Annotated in this window: 18 protein-coding genes; 8 read left to right on the plus strand and 10 right to left on the minus strand. The window is 62.4% G+C overall.

What is annotated here, in order from left to right:
- Nucleotide 1: 1 nt before the first annotated feature.
- From ABIB57_RS24625 to ABIB57_RS24640, 4 genes are all read right to left on the minus strand, one after another.
- Entirely contained in the window at nt 2–886 is an 885-nt protein-coding gene (locus ABIB57_RS24625; protein ID WP_354043958.1) for a carbohydrate ABC transporter permease, read from the minus strand.
- Between the two features lie 63 nt (nt 887–949).
- Complete coding sequence (locus tag ABIB57_RS24630) at nt 950–2,239, minus strand: ABC transporter substrate-binding protein (RefSeq protein ID WP_354043959.1); 1,290 nt, start codon at nt 2,237–2,239, stop codon at nt 950–952.
- Nucleotides 2,240–2,358: 119 nt separating this feature from the next.
- Nucleotides 2,359–3,315, minus strand: a complete 957-nt coding sequence (locus tag ABIB57_RS24635; protein ID WP_354043960.1) for a MurR/RpiR family transcriptional regulator — start codon at nt 3,313–3,315, stop codon at nt 2,359–2,361.
- Nucleotides 3,297–4,067, minus strand: a complete 771-nt coding sequence (locus ABIB57_RS24640; protein WP_354043962.1) for an SDR family oxidoreductase — start codon at nt 4,065–4,067, stop codon at nt 3,297–3,299. The genes ABIB57_RS24635 and ABIB57_RS24640 overlap by 19 nt, the downstream gene beginning before the upstream one ends.
- 123 nt (nt 4,068–4,190) lie before the next feature.
- On the opposite strand from ABIB57_RS24640, the gene ABIB57_RS24645 reads away from it, so the two are divergent.
- The 4 genes from ABIB57_RS24645 (at nt 4,191) to ABIB57_RS24660 (ending at nt 7,394) form a co-directional block, all read left to right on the plus strand.
- A complete protein-coding gene (locus ABIB57_RS24645; protein WP_354043963.1) occupies nt 4,191–5,339 on the plus strand; it encodes a mandelate racemase/muconate lactonizing enzyme family protein in 1,149 nt (382 codons plus the stop codon).
- Nucleotides 5,340–5,409: 70 nt separating this feature from the next.
- Nucleotides 5,410–6,225, plus strand: a complete 816-nt coding sequence (locus ABIB57_RS24650) for a RidA family protein (RefSeq protein WP_354043964.1) — start codon at nt 5,410–5,412, stop codon at nt 6,223–6,225.
- Complete coding sequence (locus ABIB57_RS24655; protein WP_354043966.1) at nt 6,222–6,977, plus strand: creatininase family protein; 756 nt, start codon at nt 6,222–6,224, stop codon at nt 6,975–6,977. The genes ABIB57_RS24650 and ABIB57_RS24655 overlap by 4 nt, the downstream gene beginning before the upstream one ends.
- Nucleotides 6,978–7,070: 93 nt before the next feature.
- Nucleotides 7,071–7,394 (plus strand): hypothetical protein, encoded by a 324-nt coding sequence (locus tag ABIB57_RS24660; RefSeq protein WP_354043967.1) that lies wholly within the window; start codon nt 7,071–7,073, stop codon nt 7,392–7,394.
- A gap of 95 nt (nt 7,395–7,489) precedes the next feature.
- Here the strand turns inward: ABIB57_RS24660 and ABIB57_RS24665 are convergent, their stop codons facing one another.
- Both ABIB57_RS24665 and ABIB57_RS24670 read right to left on the minus strand, forming a co-directional pair.
- Complete coding sequence (locus ABIB57_RS24665) at nt 7,490–7,861, minus strand: response regulator (RefSeq protein WP_354043968.1); 372 nt, start codon at nt 7,859–7,861, stop codon at nt 7,490–7,492.
- Nucleotides 7,862–8,082: 221 nt separating this feature from the next.
- Nucleotides 8,083–8,472, minus strand: coding sequence for a PRC-barrel domain-containing protein (locus ABIB57_RS24670; protein WP_354043970.1), 390 nt, complete (start codon nt 8,470–8,472; stop codon nt 8,083–8,085).
- Between the two features lie 193 nt (nt 8,473–8,665).
- Here ABIB57_RS24670 and ABIB57_RS24675 point away from each other — a divergent pair, with 193 nt between their 5' ends.
- The 3 genes from ABIB57_RS24675 (at nt 8,666) to ABIB57_RS24685 (ending at nt 9,978) form a co-directional block, all read left to right on the plus strand.
- A complete protein-coding gene (locus ABIB57_RS24675; protein WP_354043971.1) occupies nt 8,666–9,340 on the plus strand; it encodes a L,D-transpeptidase in 675 nt (224 codons plus the stop codon).
- 76 nt (nt 9,341–9,416) lie between these two features.
- Nucleotides 9,417–9,737: a hypothetical protein gene (locus ABIB57_RS24680; RefSeq protein WP_354043973.1), complete on the plus strand. Its 321-nt coding sequence runs from the start codon at nt 9,417–9,419 to the stop codon at nt 9,735–9,737.
- Entirely contained in the window at nt 9,673–9,978 is a 306-nt protein-coding gene (locus ABIB57_RS24685) for a hypothetical protein (RefSeq protein ID WP_299724151.1), read from the plus strand. Before ABIB57_RS24680 ends, ABIB57_RS24685 begins: the two co-directional genes overlap by 65 nt.
- A gap of 52 nt (nt 9,979–10,030) precedes the next feature.
- Here ABIB57_RS24685 and ABIB57_RS24690 read toward each other — a convergent pair whose 3' ends face one another.
- The 3 genes from ABIB57_RS24690 to ABIB57_RS24700 all read right to left on the minus strand — a co-directional run bounded on the left by ABIB57_RS24690 (nt 10,031) and on the right by ABIB57_RS24700 (nt 12,942).
- Nucleotides 10,031–10,696 carry a YiaD family glycine zipper/OmpA-like lipoprotein gene (locus ABIB57_RS24690; RefSeq protein ID WP_354043974.1) on the minus strand — a complete coding sequence of 222 codons (666 nt, stop codon included), beginning with the start codon at nt 10,694–10,696 and terminating at the stop codon, nt 10,031–10,033.
- A gap of 87 nt (nt 10,697–10,783) precedes the next feature.
- The gene (locus ABIB57_RS24695; RefSeq protein ID WP_354043975.1) at nt 10,784–11,554 is read right to left on the minus strand and encodes an SDR family NAD(P)-dependent oxidoreductase; all 771 of its coding nucleotides are present in this window, start codon (nt 11,552–11,554) and stop codon (nt 10,784–10,786) included.
- 92 nt (nt 11,555–11,646) lie between these two features.
- Entirely contained in the window at nt 11,647–12,942 is a 1,296-nt protein-coding gene (locus ABIB57_RS24700) for a hypothetical protein (protein ID WP_354043976.1), read from the minus strand.
- 353 nt (nt 12,943–13,295) lie between these two features.
- Between ABIB57_RS24700 and hemA the strand changes: the two genes are divergently transcribed.
- The gene (gene hemA / locus ABIB57_RS24705; RefSeq protein WP_354043977.1) at nt 13,296–14,576 is read left to right on the plus strand and encodes a 5-aminolevulinate synthase; all 1,281 of its coding nucleotides are present in this window, start codon (nt 13,296–13,298) and stop codon (nt 14,574–14,576) included.
- On the opposite strand, the gene ABIB57_RS24710 is transcribed toward hemA, so the two are convergent.
- Nucleotides 14,573–15,244 carry an HAD family hydrolase gene (locus ABIB57_RS24710; protein WP_354043978.1) on the minus strand — a complete coding sequence of 224 codons (672 nt, stop codon included), beginning with the start codon at nt 15,242–15,244 and terminating at the stop codon, nt 14,573–14,575. The genes hemA and ABIB57_RS24710 overlap by 4 nt on opposite strands.
- Nucleotides 15,245–15,272 lie beyond the last annotated feature (28 nt).

Genomic DNA, 15,272 nt, shown 5'->3' on the forward strand with positions numbered 1-15,272 from the left:
CCTAGAACTCCAGCTGTTCGCGGCGCAGCAGGCGGCGCATGACGACGATGAGCACGAAGGTCAGCACCAGCATGACCACGCCGATCGCGGTGGCGTAGCCGAGCTGGTAGATCGGGTCGCGCTGCCCGAAGCCCATGATGTAGAGATAGATGCCCAGGGTGTAGAGCTGCTGGGGCACCTGCAGGAAGCCGAAGGCATAGGGAAATTCGAACATCTTGATGGCGTTGATCATCCAGATGACAAAGGAAATCGTCATCACGTCCCACAGCATGGGCACGGTGATGAACCAGAACTTCTGCCACAGCGACGCGCCTTCAAGATCGGCCGCCTCATAGGTATCGGTGGGGATTTTATCGACGCCGGCCATCAGCAGGATCAGGAAGAAGCCGGTGAACACCCAGACCAGGGCCGCCAGCATGGCCCAGAAGATATTGTTGGGCGAAGTCCACAGCGTCTTGGCCATGCTGTCGAGCCCGATGGTCGACAGCGTCGTGTTGATGAGGCCGGAGCGGGGATTATAGATATAGGCCCACATGCCGGCCAGCGCGACCACCGACACCACATTGGGCAGGAAAAATACCAGGCGGAAGAACTTCTTGCCCCAGATGCCCGAGGTGATCAGCACGGTATAGAGGAAGGCCAGCCCGAAGACGAAGAAGCCGCCGACGAACAGGATAGCCAACGTATTGCGCAGGCTGAGCCAGAACACCGTATCGTTGAACAGCCGCACATAATTGTTGAGGCCGACATAGGTCATGTCCTGGCCGAAGCCAGACCAGTTGAACAGCGAGAAGTAAAAGGTCGACAGGGTCGGCAGCAGGAACAGCCCGCCGTAGATCAGGCTCGCCGGGGCGAGAAACAGCACAATCAGCCGTTTGCGTATCACGACGGTCCCCGCAGGCTCGATGATGGATAAGGGGCGCGCCGCCGCAGCGACGCGCCGTTGGCTTTAGCGGTTGGCCCAGAATTCCTTGGTGCGGGACACCATCTGCTCGATGTAGTCCTCGGGCGTGATCAGGCCGAGAAATGCCTGGTTGTGCAGCGCCTCGTAGACATTGGTGGAATAGTCCGGGTAGAGCGCCTTGATGCCGTGGTTTTCCGGCAGGATCAAGCTGGCCTCGTCGAGCGACTGGCGGGCAGTGGCCACTTCGGGAGCCCAGGCGACGCTCTTGTTGGCGACGCCGATCTTGGCCTCGTCGGCAAAGCGCTGCTGGGATGGTGCAGAGACCACGAACTTGATGAAGTCGCGGGCTTCGGCCTCGTGCTTGGTGCCCTTGAGCACGCCGAAGCTGAAGGCATTGACCTCGACATGATTGATGTCGCCCAGCCCGCCCTTGACGGCCGGGAAGCGCATGGCGCCCCACTCAAAGCCCTCGTCGACCGTATCGGCAAGCTCGACGGGCAGCCAGGAGCCGACCAGTTCAGCCGCGGTTTCGCCAAAGGCAACCGTCTGCTGGGCGGCGGGCCATTGGTAGCCGCGGCTTTCCTCAGGCACCAGGCCGCGGGTCCACAGGTCGAGTTCCATGTCGAGCGCCTTGCGGACGGCGGGATCGCGCCAGGTCTCCCCGGTCTTGTCCTCGACGGCCTTAAGCAGGAAGTCGGGACCGGCGATGCGTTCGAGCAGGTAGTTGAACCATTTGACGTTGTAGAAAGCGATATCGCTTTCGATGGCGATAGCATTGACGCCGGTGGCCTTGACCTTTTCCAGCGCCGCGACGAAATCGTCCCAGTCTTCCGGCGCGCTCGTCACACCCGCATCGCGGAACAGCTTGGCGTTGTAGAGGATATTGTAGGCGTAGAGCATGTAGGGGATCTGGTAGGAGACGCTGTCATTGGCGCTCATGTCGATCAGGGTGGGATAGAACAGGTCGGCAAAGGTGCCCGTGCCGTCGGGTGAAGCGCCGGCCAAGTCGTCGGTCCAGGGCAGCAGCTCGCCGGCACCGGCCAGACCACCCTTAAGGCCGTCCATGTCGGCATCCATGATGTCGATGGGGGTGCCGCTGGCCAGCGCATTTCGCACTGTGGTCTGGTTCTGGCGGCCATTCCACACCGCCTCGATGGTGACGCCGGGATGAGCAGCCTGGTAATCGGCGATCAGCGACTTGACCACGTTGGCGCCCGGCTCGGGCTCGTTCCACAGCGACCAATAGACCAGCTTGACCTGATCCTGAGCCAGCGCACCAAAAGACAGCGCGCTCAGCGCCGTTCCCAGACCGAAGGCAAAAACCGTCTTACGCATGCAAGTCCCCCTGAGGCGCCAGACCGCGCCGATGGGGAAAGCCTAACCACGCATCCGTAGTTTTGCAACGCATAAAAAGCGGATATGCGTAGTTTTGCAATCACCCCCCCCCTGAGGGTTCAGTCCCCGATGGGCTGGTACTTCATGGTGCCGTGCATGCTGCTGAGCGTCTGGCGGATGGATTTCAGGTTCTGGAACGACTGCGGCCCCAGTTCCACCGCGACCGCCGCAGCCATGCAATCAAGCAGATAGAGCTGGGCGTAGCGGGTGGGGCTGGGCAGGTTGAAATACATCTCGTCGTTGAAGATATTCACGGCCAGGGTGATATCGGCAACGTTGGAAAGACCGCTGCCCGAAGGCGTTACCGCGATGACGAGCGCGCCGCGACCCTTGGCGATCTGGGCGCTTTCGATCAGCGCCTCGGGCTTACCGGTGGCGGAAAAACACAAGAGCACATCGTCGGCCTGCATGATGGAGACGGCCATGCGCTGCTTGTAATAATCGGCGCTGGCCTGCGCGGCGAGGCCGAGCCGGAACAGGCGGTTCTCCGCCTCCTGGGCGAGGATGGCGGAAGCGCCGCCCACCCCATAGCAGAGCACGCGGCGCGCCTTGGCCACGGCACGCGCGGCGCGTTCGAGGGCGTTGCCATCGAGCATGGCCATGGCTTCGCTCATGGTGCGGGTGGCCGCCTCGAACATGTGTTCCGCAATTGAAGAAGGCTGCGAATTCTGCACCACCGCTTCGGGGGACAGGAACATGCGCGTCACGATCAGGTCCTCGGCCAGTTGCAGCTTGAATTCGGAATAGCCCGAACAGCCCAGCTTGCGCGCCAGCCGGATCACGGTGGGCTCGCTGACACCGGCCTTCTCGGCCAGCACCTTGATCGAAGAGCGACTGACCCATTCGGGATCGCCGAGGATGGCCTGCGCCACCTGCAGTTCCGCGCTGTGCAGGGTCTGGGTGGCCAATTGCAGCCGGTCGAGCAGGTCCGGCCGGCGCTCGCGGGCGGGTATGGCGGGCGAAACCGGCTCGGGGGTCTTGGTGCGTTTGGCGATGATTAGAACTCCACCCCGCAAAACTCGCCTGCCACGAGGCCAATGCCTGCGGTCAGGCCGCCATCGATGGGAATGATGGCGCCGTTGATCATCCGCGACGGGCCACAGGCCAGGAACCAGGCCAGTTCCGCGATATCTGCCGGGGCACAAACGTCGCGCAGCGAATAGTATTTCTTCACATTATCGAGGATTGCCGGGTCGGCGGCAAGCCGCTCGTCCCAGGCCTTGGTGCGCACGGTACCCGGCATGATGGCGTTGACGCGAATGCCGAAGGGGCCAAGTTCGGTGGCGGCGAATTTGGTGAGCTGGATCAATCCGGCCTTGGCGGCGCTATAGCCGGGATAGCCATACATGGCGACGCCGTTGACCGAGGTGATGTTGATGATGGTGCCGCCGCCAGCAGCGATCATGGCCGGACGCACCGCCTGAAGGCAGCGGAAAGCGCCCGACAGGTTGACCTCGATATCGCGGCCCCAATCGGCTTCGCCGGTTTCGGCCAGTCGCGGCTGGGTAACGGCGCCAACGCAGTTGATCAGCACCTGCACGCTCTCGCCGCCCGCCACAGTCTGCGCAAAAGCGCGATCGACCGAGGCCGGGTCGGTGACATCAACCGGTATCGAGCGATATCGCTCGGTGAACCGCGCGTCGTTCTCCGCCAGTCGCCGCGCATCGAAGTCCCAGCCGATCACGGCTTGGCCGCGCGCCAGGAACAGTTCGGTCAGCGCCCGGCCGATATCGCCGGCGGCGCCTGTGATTACGACGCGGTCAGCCATGATCATCTCCGTGTTGGTCGCCGGAGTGTAGTTTAACTACGCCAAATCTGGAATGCCGTAATTTTGCGATTGTAAAGTTTTCGCGCCGGTCCTTTCACGAAGTGCCAGTCCGAGGTTCGTCAGATGCGCCCATCGCCCAAGACCATCGTCGAGTTCCGTTTCGAGGAAGTCGTGGTGCCCGCCAATCCGGGCGCCATCAACAGCCTCGGCCACGACAAGCCGCTGCACATGCTGCCGGTAGGCGGCAAGGCGGGCTGGTCGATCCAGTTCGATGAATTGCCCAAGCTGATCTTGCAGCTCAAGCTGTCCGACGGCACCATTGGGTGGGGCGAATTTTACCGCGACCATAACTGGACCACCATCGAAGGCGTGGTGCCAAACCTGCTGGGGCGCACGCTGGATGAGTTGAGCCTGCAGGATCTGCCGATCCCGCTGTCGCGCGAATATGACGGTTTTGAATGCGCCATCTGGGATGCCGAGGCCAAGAGCCTCGATATTCCGCTGCACAAGTTGCTCGGGGGCGCGGTGCGCGATGCCGTCAAGGTCGGATCGTGGTCGAGCTATCGCGTGCCGGGCGAAATGGGCGATGTCGCCAGACAATTCCAGGCGCAGGGCTATGACTGCATCAAGCTCAAGGCCGGGCTCGATGACGACGTCGTCGGCTGGTGCGAGGAAATCAAGGCCAATGCGCCCGGCATGTGGGTGATCATCGACCCGAACCAGCGCTGGGAAAATGCCGGCGAGGCCCGCCGTCGCCTGCGCGCGCTCGATGCCATCGGCAACCTGATGCTGATCGAAGACCCGATCCCGCGCTGGATGCTGCAGGATTATGCTAGGCTGCGCAATTTCACCGCCACCCCGGTCGTGCTGCACCTGTCCCTGCCCTATGTCTATCAGGGCCAGCGGCCCTACGACGCCATCAACGCCATCGCCCATGGCGCGGTCGACGGCTTCAATTTCAACTGTGGGCTCGCCAAGTTCCGCGATCTCGATGCCATCGCCCATACGGCGAACCTGCCATGCTTGCACGGCTCGGAGGTCGATCTGGGGATTTTGGAGGCCATGTATGTGCACCAGGCGGCGGCGGCCCGCTCCTGCACCTGGCCGTCCGATATCTTTGGCCGGATGATCCGCTCGCATGACCTGCTGGAAACGCCGCTGGTGTTCGAGCCGCCGTTCGTGAGGCTGCCACAGGGGCCGGGGCTGGGTGTCACCCCGTCGCGCGAAGCGATCGATCGCTTCAAGACCGGCGAACGCGTCTTCACGCTCTAGGAGGCAGCCATGCAATACGACGTGAATCCGTTTCCGCCCGCCGATGCCGACCGCCATTTGGGAGATGCTGGTGCGGCGCGATATCGAGGCCTATCTGAGCGCCGATTGGGACGCCCATGCCCGCGATTTCGTGGCCGATGGGTTTTTCGGTATCGATGGGCTGCGGTCGTCCAATCCCGATAGCTGGCGGCCGCTCTATCCTTCGCTCGAGGCCTATGCGCGCAACTGGATCGACTTCGCGCGCCAGTCGATCGGCGTCGAGTATGCGGAAGACCACCGCATGGCGACGTATCGCGCCACCATCCTGCGCGACATCGATATCCAGGCCGACTTCGCCGTGGCGCACAAGAAATTCGATGGCAGCATCGCCCGTGCCGATGGCGGCGTGGATCGCCTGAACTGGCAGACCGTCTATCTTTGCCGCAAGCTCGGCGACATCTGGAAGATTGCAGGTTTCCTCGGCTATCTGCCCAATCCGATGGGCACGGCGGATCGTCCCACCCAGCCGGCTATCCGCGTGCCAGCCAGCAGCCAGCACGTCACCGCCGGCCCCTATTCCCCTGTTCTCGAGGTCGCGGCCAGCCGGCTGGTCGTGATTTCGGGCCAAGCCGCGGTCGGCCCGGACGGCGCCACGCTGGCGGCCGATTTCGCCAGCCAGGCCCGAGCGACCTTGCTCAATTGCGCGGCGCAACTGGCAGCCGCCGGCTGCACCCTTGCCGATGTGTTCAAGGTCAATTGCTACGTCACCGACCTCGATCACTGGCCGCAATTCAATGCCGTCTATCTGGACATCATGCCCAAGCCGCTGCCGGTGCGCACCACCGTGCAGACGGGCCTATTGGGCGACTTTCTCGTGGAAATCGAAATGTGGGCGGCCAAGCCATGAAATGGGAATATCTGACGACGCGCCAGATCGACGCGATCGACCGCAATATCCCGGTGTTCCTCAACATCGCCGCCATCGAGCAGCATGGCCCGCATCTGCCCGTCGCCACCGATGCGCTGATCGGCGCCCACTTTATCGATCGCCTGGATGACGCGCTGACCGATACAGTGCTGGTGCTGCCGCAGGTCAAGGTGTGCTGCTCGCGCCACCATCTGGACTTTCCCGGCACGCTCAGCGTCAAGCATGCTACATTTCTTGCTTACGTCACCGAGCTGCTGCAATCGGTGGTCGATGCCGGCTTCAGGCGCATCGTCATCATCAACAGCCATGGTGGCAACCAGGCCATCGGCCAGGTCATCGTCGAGCAGTTCGGCGCGGACAATCCCGGCGTCACCATCGGGCTGGTCACGTGGTGGACGCTGGCGCATGCCGATCTCGTTGCGGTGAATGAATCCGGCCCGTTCGGCATCGGCCATGCCTGCGAGTTCGAGACTTCGCTAATCCAGCACATCGCGCCGCATCTGGTGCAGCACCCGATCCCGCAGGAACTCAGCTACGTCCATACCTATCCGTGGGCCGAGGGCGACATGCTGCGCGGCGCGCAGGGCAGCATGTATCGCAGCATGCGCGAAATCTCCGGCGGCAGCGGCGTCGTCGGCAACCCGTCCTTCGCCTCTGCGGCAAAGGGCGAACGGATCAGCACCATCGTGGTGAACCGGCTCATCACCGTCGCGCAAACGCTCGGAGCATAGTGGCTCGCCCTATGCTGCCTCCAGCCGTCGTGACGTTCGTCCTCAGCTTGCGTTCAGTTGCCGTGGCGCATGGAAGGCAAAATGGAGGTCGCAATGCGTGTCGTGATTCTGGGTCTGGTAGCGATGTTGGCCTCGATGGGCGTGGCGGAAGCCCGTGACTGCAGTGGGCAGGGTTCGGAGCACGTCTTGAAGTTCGATACCTGGGCAATTTCGAACAGCGGCAAAGTGCAGGTCGATTTGAACTATCGGCTTGATGCGGAAAAGCCCGTGACGCTGCTACAGGGCCATGTGTATTTCCAGATCGCCCCCGATGACGTGCTGGCCGATGCGGCGATCGATCTGACCAATTCGGCTGGAGTACCGGTAGCGGGACCCAGACCATCACGCTGTCCAAGGACGCGGCGCGCCGGCTGGTGAAGGCCGATCATGAGGCGGTGAGCGTCTTTGCCTGCACCAACTATATCGAATATCTGGATGGCAGTGGCACGATCATCGACTGATATCGGTTACCGTCAGGCGAGCATTTCCTGCATGGCGGAGGCGACTTTGCCGGTGTTGTAGGGTTTGGGAAAGAAGCGGCCGCCGACGGGCAGATTGGCGCGGCCGATCAGGGCCTTGCCGGAGGTAACGATGATCAGGGTTGGCGGCCAGCGGTCGCGTACCGCCGCGGACAGCTTGAGGCCGTCCATCGAGCCCGGCATATCCACATCGGTAAACAGGATACGGATTTCGGCGTGGGCTTCGAGCAGCGCTAGGGCGTCGTCGGCATTGCCGGCTTCGAGCACGGTGAAGCCGACGTTGCGCAGATCGTCAGCGGTTGCCGACAGGATCAGGAACTCATCCTCGACAACGAGGATAGCCGGTAAGGGTCCACTGTAAGGCAAAGTCACCACCTAAACTGGCTCACTGACCCTAGGGCCGCGTCCGAAAAACGCGCAATCATGATAGACTCAAGCCGGTGGGAGCGTATTCGATCCGTTTGCTCGGCAATAAATGTAAGAAATGTACAAAACAGGTAAGGCGCGAGTGTTTCTGTAGTGCAAAAAGGCCCGCCCTATCCTTGTGGATAGAACGGGCCAAACGCTCAGATCATCGTGCGGGGTGGCTAGATCCAATAGGGCGCTACACCATAGTAGTCGTAGACGCGGCGACCGTTTTCTTCCGTCCAGTAGTCATCGTCTTCGCGATCATATTTGGGCGCGCCTTCGAGCTGCTGCTTGGAGACATCGACGCGATAGCCGCCCAGTTCCTCGTCATAGTTGAGCTTCGACCAAGGCAGCGGGTAGTGATCGTGGCCCATGCCGAGGAAGCCGCCGAAACTCAGCACGGCATAGGATACCTTGCCGCTGCGCTTTTCGACCAGAATGCGCTCGATCGAGCCGATATGCTCACCATTGGGATCGTAGACCTTGGTGCCTTCGACCTTGTCCGAGGCGATCAGGTCATGAGTTTCCTTGATATTGGGGCTGGCGTTGCGGTTGTCATCGTAAGCCATGGAAAATCTCCTCTGGTTGGTGTGCAGGGACAACGCGAGGGCTGGAATCGAGTTCCGAAAAAGCGGATGAACCGAAAGTGATCGACGCATTGGCGTCCCATTAAGGACGATTGCGTTATGACAGCATATCGCTTGGGCGGGCCGTGTGGCCTGCCTAGCCCCCTCCTTGTCGATCGTCCGGTCAGTGCCCTTCATGACAACTTCCGCCCTACCCTTCCCCACCGTCTCCCGTCGTGGTTTCCTGGCTGGGAGCGCTGCCCTCAGCGCCCTCGCCCTGGCCGGCTGTGCCACCACCGACGAGCGCCTGCCGCCGGAGCCGACTTTCGATCCGGCTTATGTGCAGATGTATGCGGCGCTGCCGAATGAGAAGTTCCCCGTTCCGGCGGTCGACCTGCGCTATCTCAAGCCAACCCATTTCCGGCAATACGTTCCGGACCCCACCGGGGAGCGTCCGGGGACCATCGTGGTCAGTACCGCGGAACGCTACCTCTATCTGGTGCAGGAGGGCGGCCAGGCGCTGCGTTATGGCGTCGGCATCGGCCGCGAGGGTTTTGCCTGGTCCGGACGCGCGGAAATCGCCCGCAAGGCGATGTGGCCGACCTGGACACCGCCGCGCGAAATGGTGCTGCGCGACCCCAATGCTGCGCCATGGGCCAATGGCATGCCGGGCGGGCTCGGCAATCCGCTGGGCGCTCGCGCCATGTATATCTACCAGGATGGTCGCGACACTATCTACCGCCTGCACGGCACTTCGGACCCCGCAACCATTGGCGAAGCGGTCTCCAGTGGCTGCGTTCGCCTGATCAACCAGGACGTCATCGACCTTTACCAGCGCGTGCCGGTTGGGACGCCGATCCTGGTCGTCTAGGGAACCCAAGGCCTTCGCCTCGCATTGACAGGGTAACGGGAGCGGTCCGCTCCCTTTGTATGTTATGGAGGCGGAAATGGCATTCGACAGTCTCGAAGAGCGCATGGGGGGCGATGACAACATCACCCCCATGGAAATCGCCCACCACACCCTGTTTACGGCCAAGGAAAAGATCGAGCTGCTGAACCAGCTCAAGTCCGATGTGACCGGCGCCCATCACGAGGGCAAGTCGATGGCAGTCGACGCCGATGAGATCGATGCTGCCATCGCCGAAGTGCGCCAGGGCGTGCAGGACGGCGTGGCGCCGATACAGTCGTGCGGGGAGATTTCTGATGGCCACGGTCTCGAAGTTCCCGCGCCAGCCCACCGTCGCCAATGTCGACGTGCTGGTGGATGAAAATGGCAGCACGGTCGACGTGCCCGATGGGTCCGAATTGAAGGTAGCCGGCGAACACGATGCTGTCGTCGCGGCGACCAGCCCGACCAATTGGTGGCTTTATGGCCTGGTGGCCTTGGCCATCGTCATCGCTATCGTATTGGCGCTACAAGTGTTCAACGGCGCGCCCGGTAGTGAAGTGCAGCCGGGCACGCCGACTTCGGCGCCGGTTGTGGAACCCGTCGCGCCAGTGGCACCATAAACAAAAAGCGCGGCTCGATGGCCGCGCTTTTCGCATTTCGGTGAAGGCTCGATCAGCCCTGGATGGGCGATAGCTGGATTTCGACGCGACGGTTCTGGGCGCGGCCGGATTCGGTGCTGTTGGAGGCGATCGGGTTCTGCTCGCCGTGGCCGGTAATCGAGAAGCGCTGCTGCACGATGCCCTGATTGGCCAGAATGGTCGCCACGGAAATAGCGCGCTTGTACGAGAGCTGCTGATTGTAGGCGTCGTCGCCCTGCGAGTCGGTATGGCCCGAAACGTCGATCAGCGTCTTGTCGAACTTCTTGAGCACCAGAGCCACCGAGACCAGCGTCTGGTTGAACTGCGGCTGCACGTTCGACTGATCGGTGGCGAAAGTGATGTTCGAGGGCATGTTGAGGATGATCTGCTGACCCACGCGCGTCACCGAGACGCCGGTGCCCTGCAACTGGGCGCGCAGTTCGGCTTCCTGCTGGTCCATGTAACTGCCGATCGCCACGCCGGTGAGGCCGCCGACGCCGGCGCCGATCAGGGCGCCAACGCGCGCATCGCCGCCCACGGCCGCGCCGATCAGCGCGCCTGCGACAGCGCCGCCGCCAGTGCCGATCAATGCGCCGCCTGCCGTATTGGAGAGCTGCGACTGCCCGGTATAGGGATTGGTGGTGCTGCAGGCGCTGAGCGCCAGCGCGGCAAGAGCCGCAACGATGATATTGGTCTTCATGACAATGTCCCCTGGCAAGTGATTGGTCTCGTGCTTGGTCAATACGGCAGCATGATGATCAGGGAAAGCCCCTGATGGCGCATACCGTCAGGCGTTGGCCCAGCCGCCATCGACGACGAACTGCTGCGCTGAAATCATGGCGCTATCCTGTGACGCCAGGAACAGGGCCATGCGCGCGATATCGTCGGGATAGACGCGGCCGGCCAGGGCCTGGTCGCGGTCGAGCGCGGCCTCGCCCTCGGCATCGAGCCAATGCGTCAATTGCCGCTCGGTCATCACCCAGCCAGGCACCAGTGTATTGACGCGGATGCCGGACTTGCCCAAAGCGCGCGCCATGGAACGGGTGAGGCCATGGGTGGCGGCCTTGGCGGTTTCGTAGATCGGAATGCGCGGCGTCATCACCATCCAGCTGATCGAGCCGGTATTGATAATCGAGCCGCGCCCGGCCTTGATCATGGCTGGAGCCACCGCCTGGATGGCGAAGAAATGGTGCTTGAGATTAACCGCCATGCGGTCGTCCCAATAGTCCGGCGTGACCTCGTCCCATTCGTGACGCTGGTCGTGGGCGGCATTGTTGACCAGCACCAACGCATCGCCATGGGCGGCGGCGAAGCCGGCGATAGCGGCCTGATAGACGGCAAGGTCGGTGACGTCGCATTGGGTGAATTTTGCGGTCTGGCCCGCCGCGGTCAGCTCGTCCGCGAGCCTGTTGCCGGCCTCGGCGGCGATATCGACAAAGCCCACCCTGGCGCCCTGCGCGGCGAAGTTGCGCACAAGGCTTTCACCGATGCCCGAGGCACCGCCGGAGATAACGACGGGAATACCCTTGAGGCTGGGATAGGCTGCATAGTCGGACATGATGTTCTCGCCAGTGGACTGCAGCGGATTTAGCTTGAGGGCGAGATAGCCGCAAGGGCGCCTGTCGCCAGAGCTACGTGCAAGGCCGGCTTTCAGAGTTCGTTGGCCATGGCCTTGGAGGGCGTTGGGATATCCAGCCTCTCGGTGGTTTCCAGCAGGGTCATGATGTCGTTGACGCGATTGAGATAGCGCGTCTCCACGGCGAAATTGAAGGTGACGTATTTTCGGCCGGGCACGAAGGTGCAGAGGTTGGCGCTGGGATGGAAGGAGCCGACATAGACCGGCTCCATCAGGTTGCGCGTCATGTTGCCATACATGCGATGCGGGGGCACCAGCGTCAGCACCACGTCCATGGCGCCGTTATAGTGGAAGAACTTGTCGCCGTAGAGGAAGGGCAGGAGCCTGGAAATCTTGCGGTGCAGGGCAAACATGCCCATTAGGATGAACTGGAAGGTGGTGGTGTCCTTCTGCTCGATCTCGGTCAGCGTCTGGTCGATGGAGCGCACGTAGTCGAGGAAATTGGGCTGCACCTTGAACTTGGCGTCGAGCGCGCGGACGCGGAACATGTCGTCGTCGGCCTCGGTGCGGGTCGAGTGATCCAGCATGGTATAGGCCGCGGTGATGACCGCCGCTTCGGGGCCCTTTTCGGCGACGTTGAGCGCTTGGGTGATGAGGCCGAACATCAGCGAACGCTGCCGCACGCCGATGCGGTTGGCCAGGTCGCGCAGGCGGCTGCGTTCGATGGCCAGCGAGCGGAAGCCGAGCTCCTTGGGCGTCAGCGGTTTGGAATTGGACAGGTAGAGCTGGACCAGCGCGCCGATGACCGAGCCGATGGCAAGGCCGAAGCGGCGCCTAAAGGGCAGTTTGGCCTTGGGCACGGTGACGCCACGAGCAATCGACTGCGACCGGCTGAGCAGGGACGAGTCATTGCCTTCGAGCAGCGCATGGCTGGAGCGCACCAGCACCATCGAGGCATGGCCATTTTCATCGGGGCCGCCGCGACGGGTGATGGCATAGACCCGGAACAGCGGCAGGTCGCCATGTTCGAAGATATCGAGCCCTTTGCCGAGCCATTTGTCGGGATAACCCTCGAAGTCATCGACCTCGCTCACCGTGGTGATGGCGTCGAGCATATGCTGGGGAAAGGGCTGGCCCGGCAGGGCGCCGACGAAGCCATGGGTGAGCTGGGGCGCCAGCGACACCATTTCGGCGACGAAGTTCAGCAGGATGGCCTTGTCGATCGCAGTCCTGGAGAAGGCGGTAAAATAGACAGTGTTCTTGGAGTTGACGAGAAACCATTGGAAATTGGTGAACAGCGCCTGGGGGTTCTTTCGCACCGCGCTGGCGGCCCGAAGCAGCGCCTCGTCTTGTTCAACTGCCGTATTCATCCCCCCTAGACGCTCCAATTGCTTCCCCCATCAGCCTTGTTGCTGTTGAAGTTATAGCGGCACCCAATGAGAAACGGCAACCGTCCACATATTGCGCAGTCAATCGCGTTCTAGGTCTGCCCGGCGAAACGCAAAGTGAATGGCGCCCGTTCGTCACTAATCCGCGTGCGGGGCTTCGCCAGTTCTTGGCAGCATGCGCGCGGCACTTTATAACGTCTCCAAACTGCGGCGTATGCGACGCGCGGCGAATTGACCTATGTCAATGCCGGGCCGACAAAATTAGGCTCGCCGGTGTTGCAAGACCCAGACGGTTTATCCGATCGGGCCGCGGCCGAGTGTTGAGGACTAAGCTGATGGATTATCGCGGCATTTTCGAAGATGCAGTGGACACGCTGCGGCAGGAAAAGCGCTATCGCGTGTTTGCCGACCTGGAGCGCATTGCCGGGCGCTTCCCCCGAGCGGTTTATCGCGACGAGTCGGATAATGCCCGCGAAATCACCATCTGGTGCTCCAACGACTATCTGGGCATGGGGCAGCACGAAAAGGTGATCACGGCCATGCAGGAGACTGCGGGCCGCCTCGGCGTCGGCGCTGGCGGCACGCGCAATATTTCGGGCACCAATCGCCCGCTGGTCGAGCTGGAGCGTTCGCTCGCCGACCTGCACCGCAAGGAAGCTGCCCTGGTGTTCACCTCGGGCTTCGTGTCCAACGAAGCCGCCATCGCCACGATCGCGCGGCTGCTGCCCGATTGCATCATCTATTCGGACCAGCTCAACCACGCCTCGATGATCCAGGGCGTGCGCCAATCGGGCATGCAAAAGACGATTTTCCGCCACAACGACGTGGCGCATCTGCGCGAATTGCTGGCAGCGGCCGACCGCAAGCGGCCCAAGCTGATCTGCTTTGAATCGGTCTATTCGATGGATGGCGATATCGCCCCGATCAAGGAAATCTGCGATCTGGCGGAAGAGTTCGGCGCGCTGACTTATATCGACGAAGTCCACGCCGTTGGCCTTTACGGTCCGCGCGGCGGCGGCATTGCCGAGCGCGACGGGCTAATGGAGCGGATCGACATCATCGAGGGCACGCTCGCCAAGGGCTTTGGCGTGATGGGCGGTTATATCGCCGCCAACAAGGCAATCGTGGATGCGGTGCGCTCCTATGCGCCCGAATTCATCTTCACCACCGCCCTGCCCCCCGCGTTGTGCGCTTCGGCGCGCGCCTCGATCGAGCATCTCAAGGCCTCGGGCGTCGAGCGGGCGCAGCACCAGCGCCAGGCGCGGCTCACAAAGGCCATCCTGGCCGATGCCGGCCTGCCGGTGATGCACACCGAAACTCATATCGTGCCGCTGATCGTGGGCGACGCGCGCCAATGCAAGGCCGCCAGCGACATGCTGCTGGACAAGCACAACATCTATATCCAGCCCATCAACTACCCCACTGTGCCCAAAGGCACCGAGCGCCTGCGCATCACGCCGACGCCGCTGCACACCGATGAGATGGTGTTCGAACTGCGCCATGCGCTGGTCAGCGTCTGGGCGAGCCTTGAGCTGCCGCGCGAACAGGCCGACGCGGCACTGACGGCGAGCAAGCTGACGTCGGGGGATTTGACACTGCCGACGATGGGTGGCTAGGCGACCTCGCCACAGAGAGCGACGACTTCGGACAAACTGGTGATCGTGTGCGCTGGCGGCGCCAGGTCGGCGGGCCAGTCGGTGGTGCTGTGATACCAGACGGCGAGCAGGCCGGCATTGCGGGCACCGTCGACATCGGCTGCGGGGTTATCGCCGACGAAGATGGCTTCAGCTGCGGTGATCCCGAGGCGCTGGAGCGCCAGTTCGAAGATGGCGGGATCGGGTTTGCGCAGGCCTTCGGCTTCGGACACCAGAACGATATCGAGCAGCGGGCGCAGGCCGGTGGCGTCGATCTTGCTGTTCTGCACCAGAGCATTGCCATTGGTGATGATGCCGATTTTGAGCCCCTTGGCGCGTAGAGCGACGAGCGTTTCCCTGGCGCCGGCGCTGAGGACGGCGTAGCTGGGATAGATCGCCTGATAATCGGCCAGCAGATCAGCGGCGACCGCAGGGGTTAGGCCCAACTCGGCGGCCACTTGGGGATAGGCCAGCACTTTGGGGTTTCGTCCCTCGTCTTCGACGGCAAGGAAGCGGGTCACGTAGCGGTCGGCCCCGACAGAATCGAGAATCGCCACATGGCGCTTATACTGGTCCTCGATGAAAGCCCGGATGGCGGCCTTGCGGACCAGCAGGGTTTCGTCGAGGTCGAACAATACGGCTTTGATCATGGCTCATCCCATCCAGCGCCCGGATTGT

This window comes from Devosia sp. UYZn731 (genome assembly GCF_040546795.1).
Classification (GTDB): Bacteria; Pseudomonadota; Alphaproteobacteria; order Rhizobiales; family Devosiaceae; genus Devosia.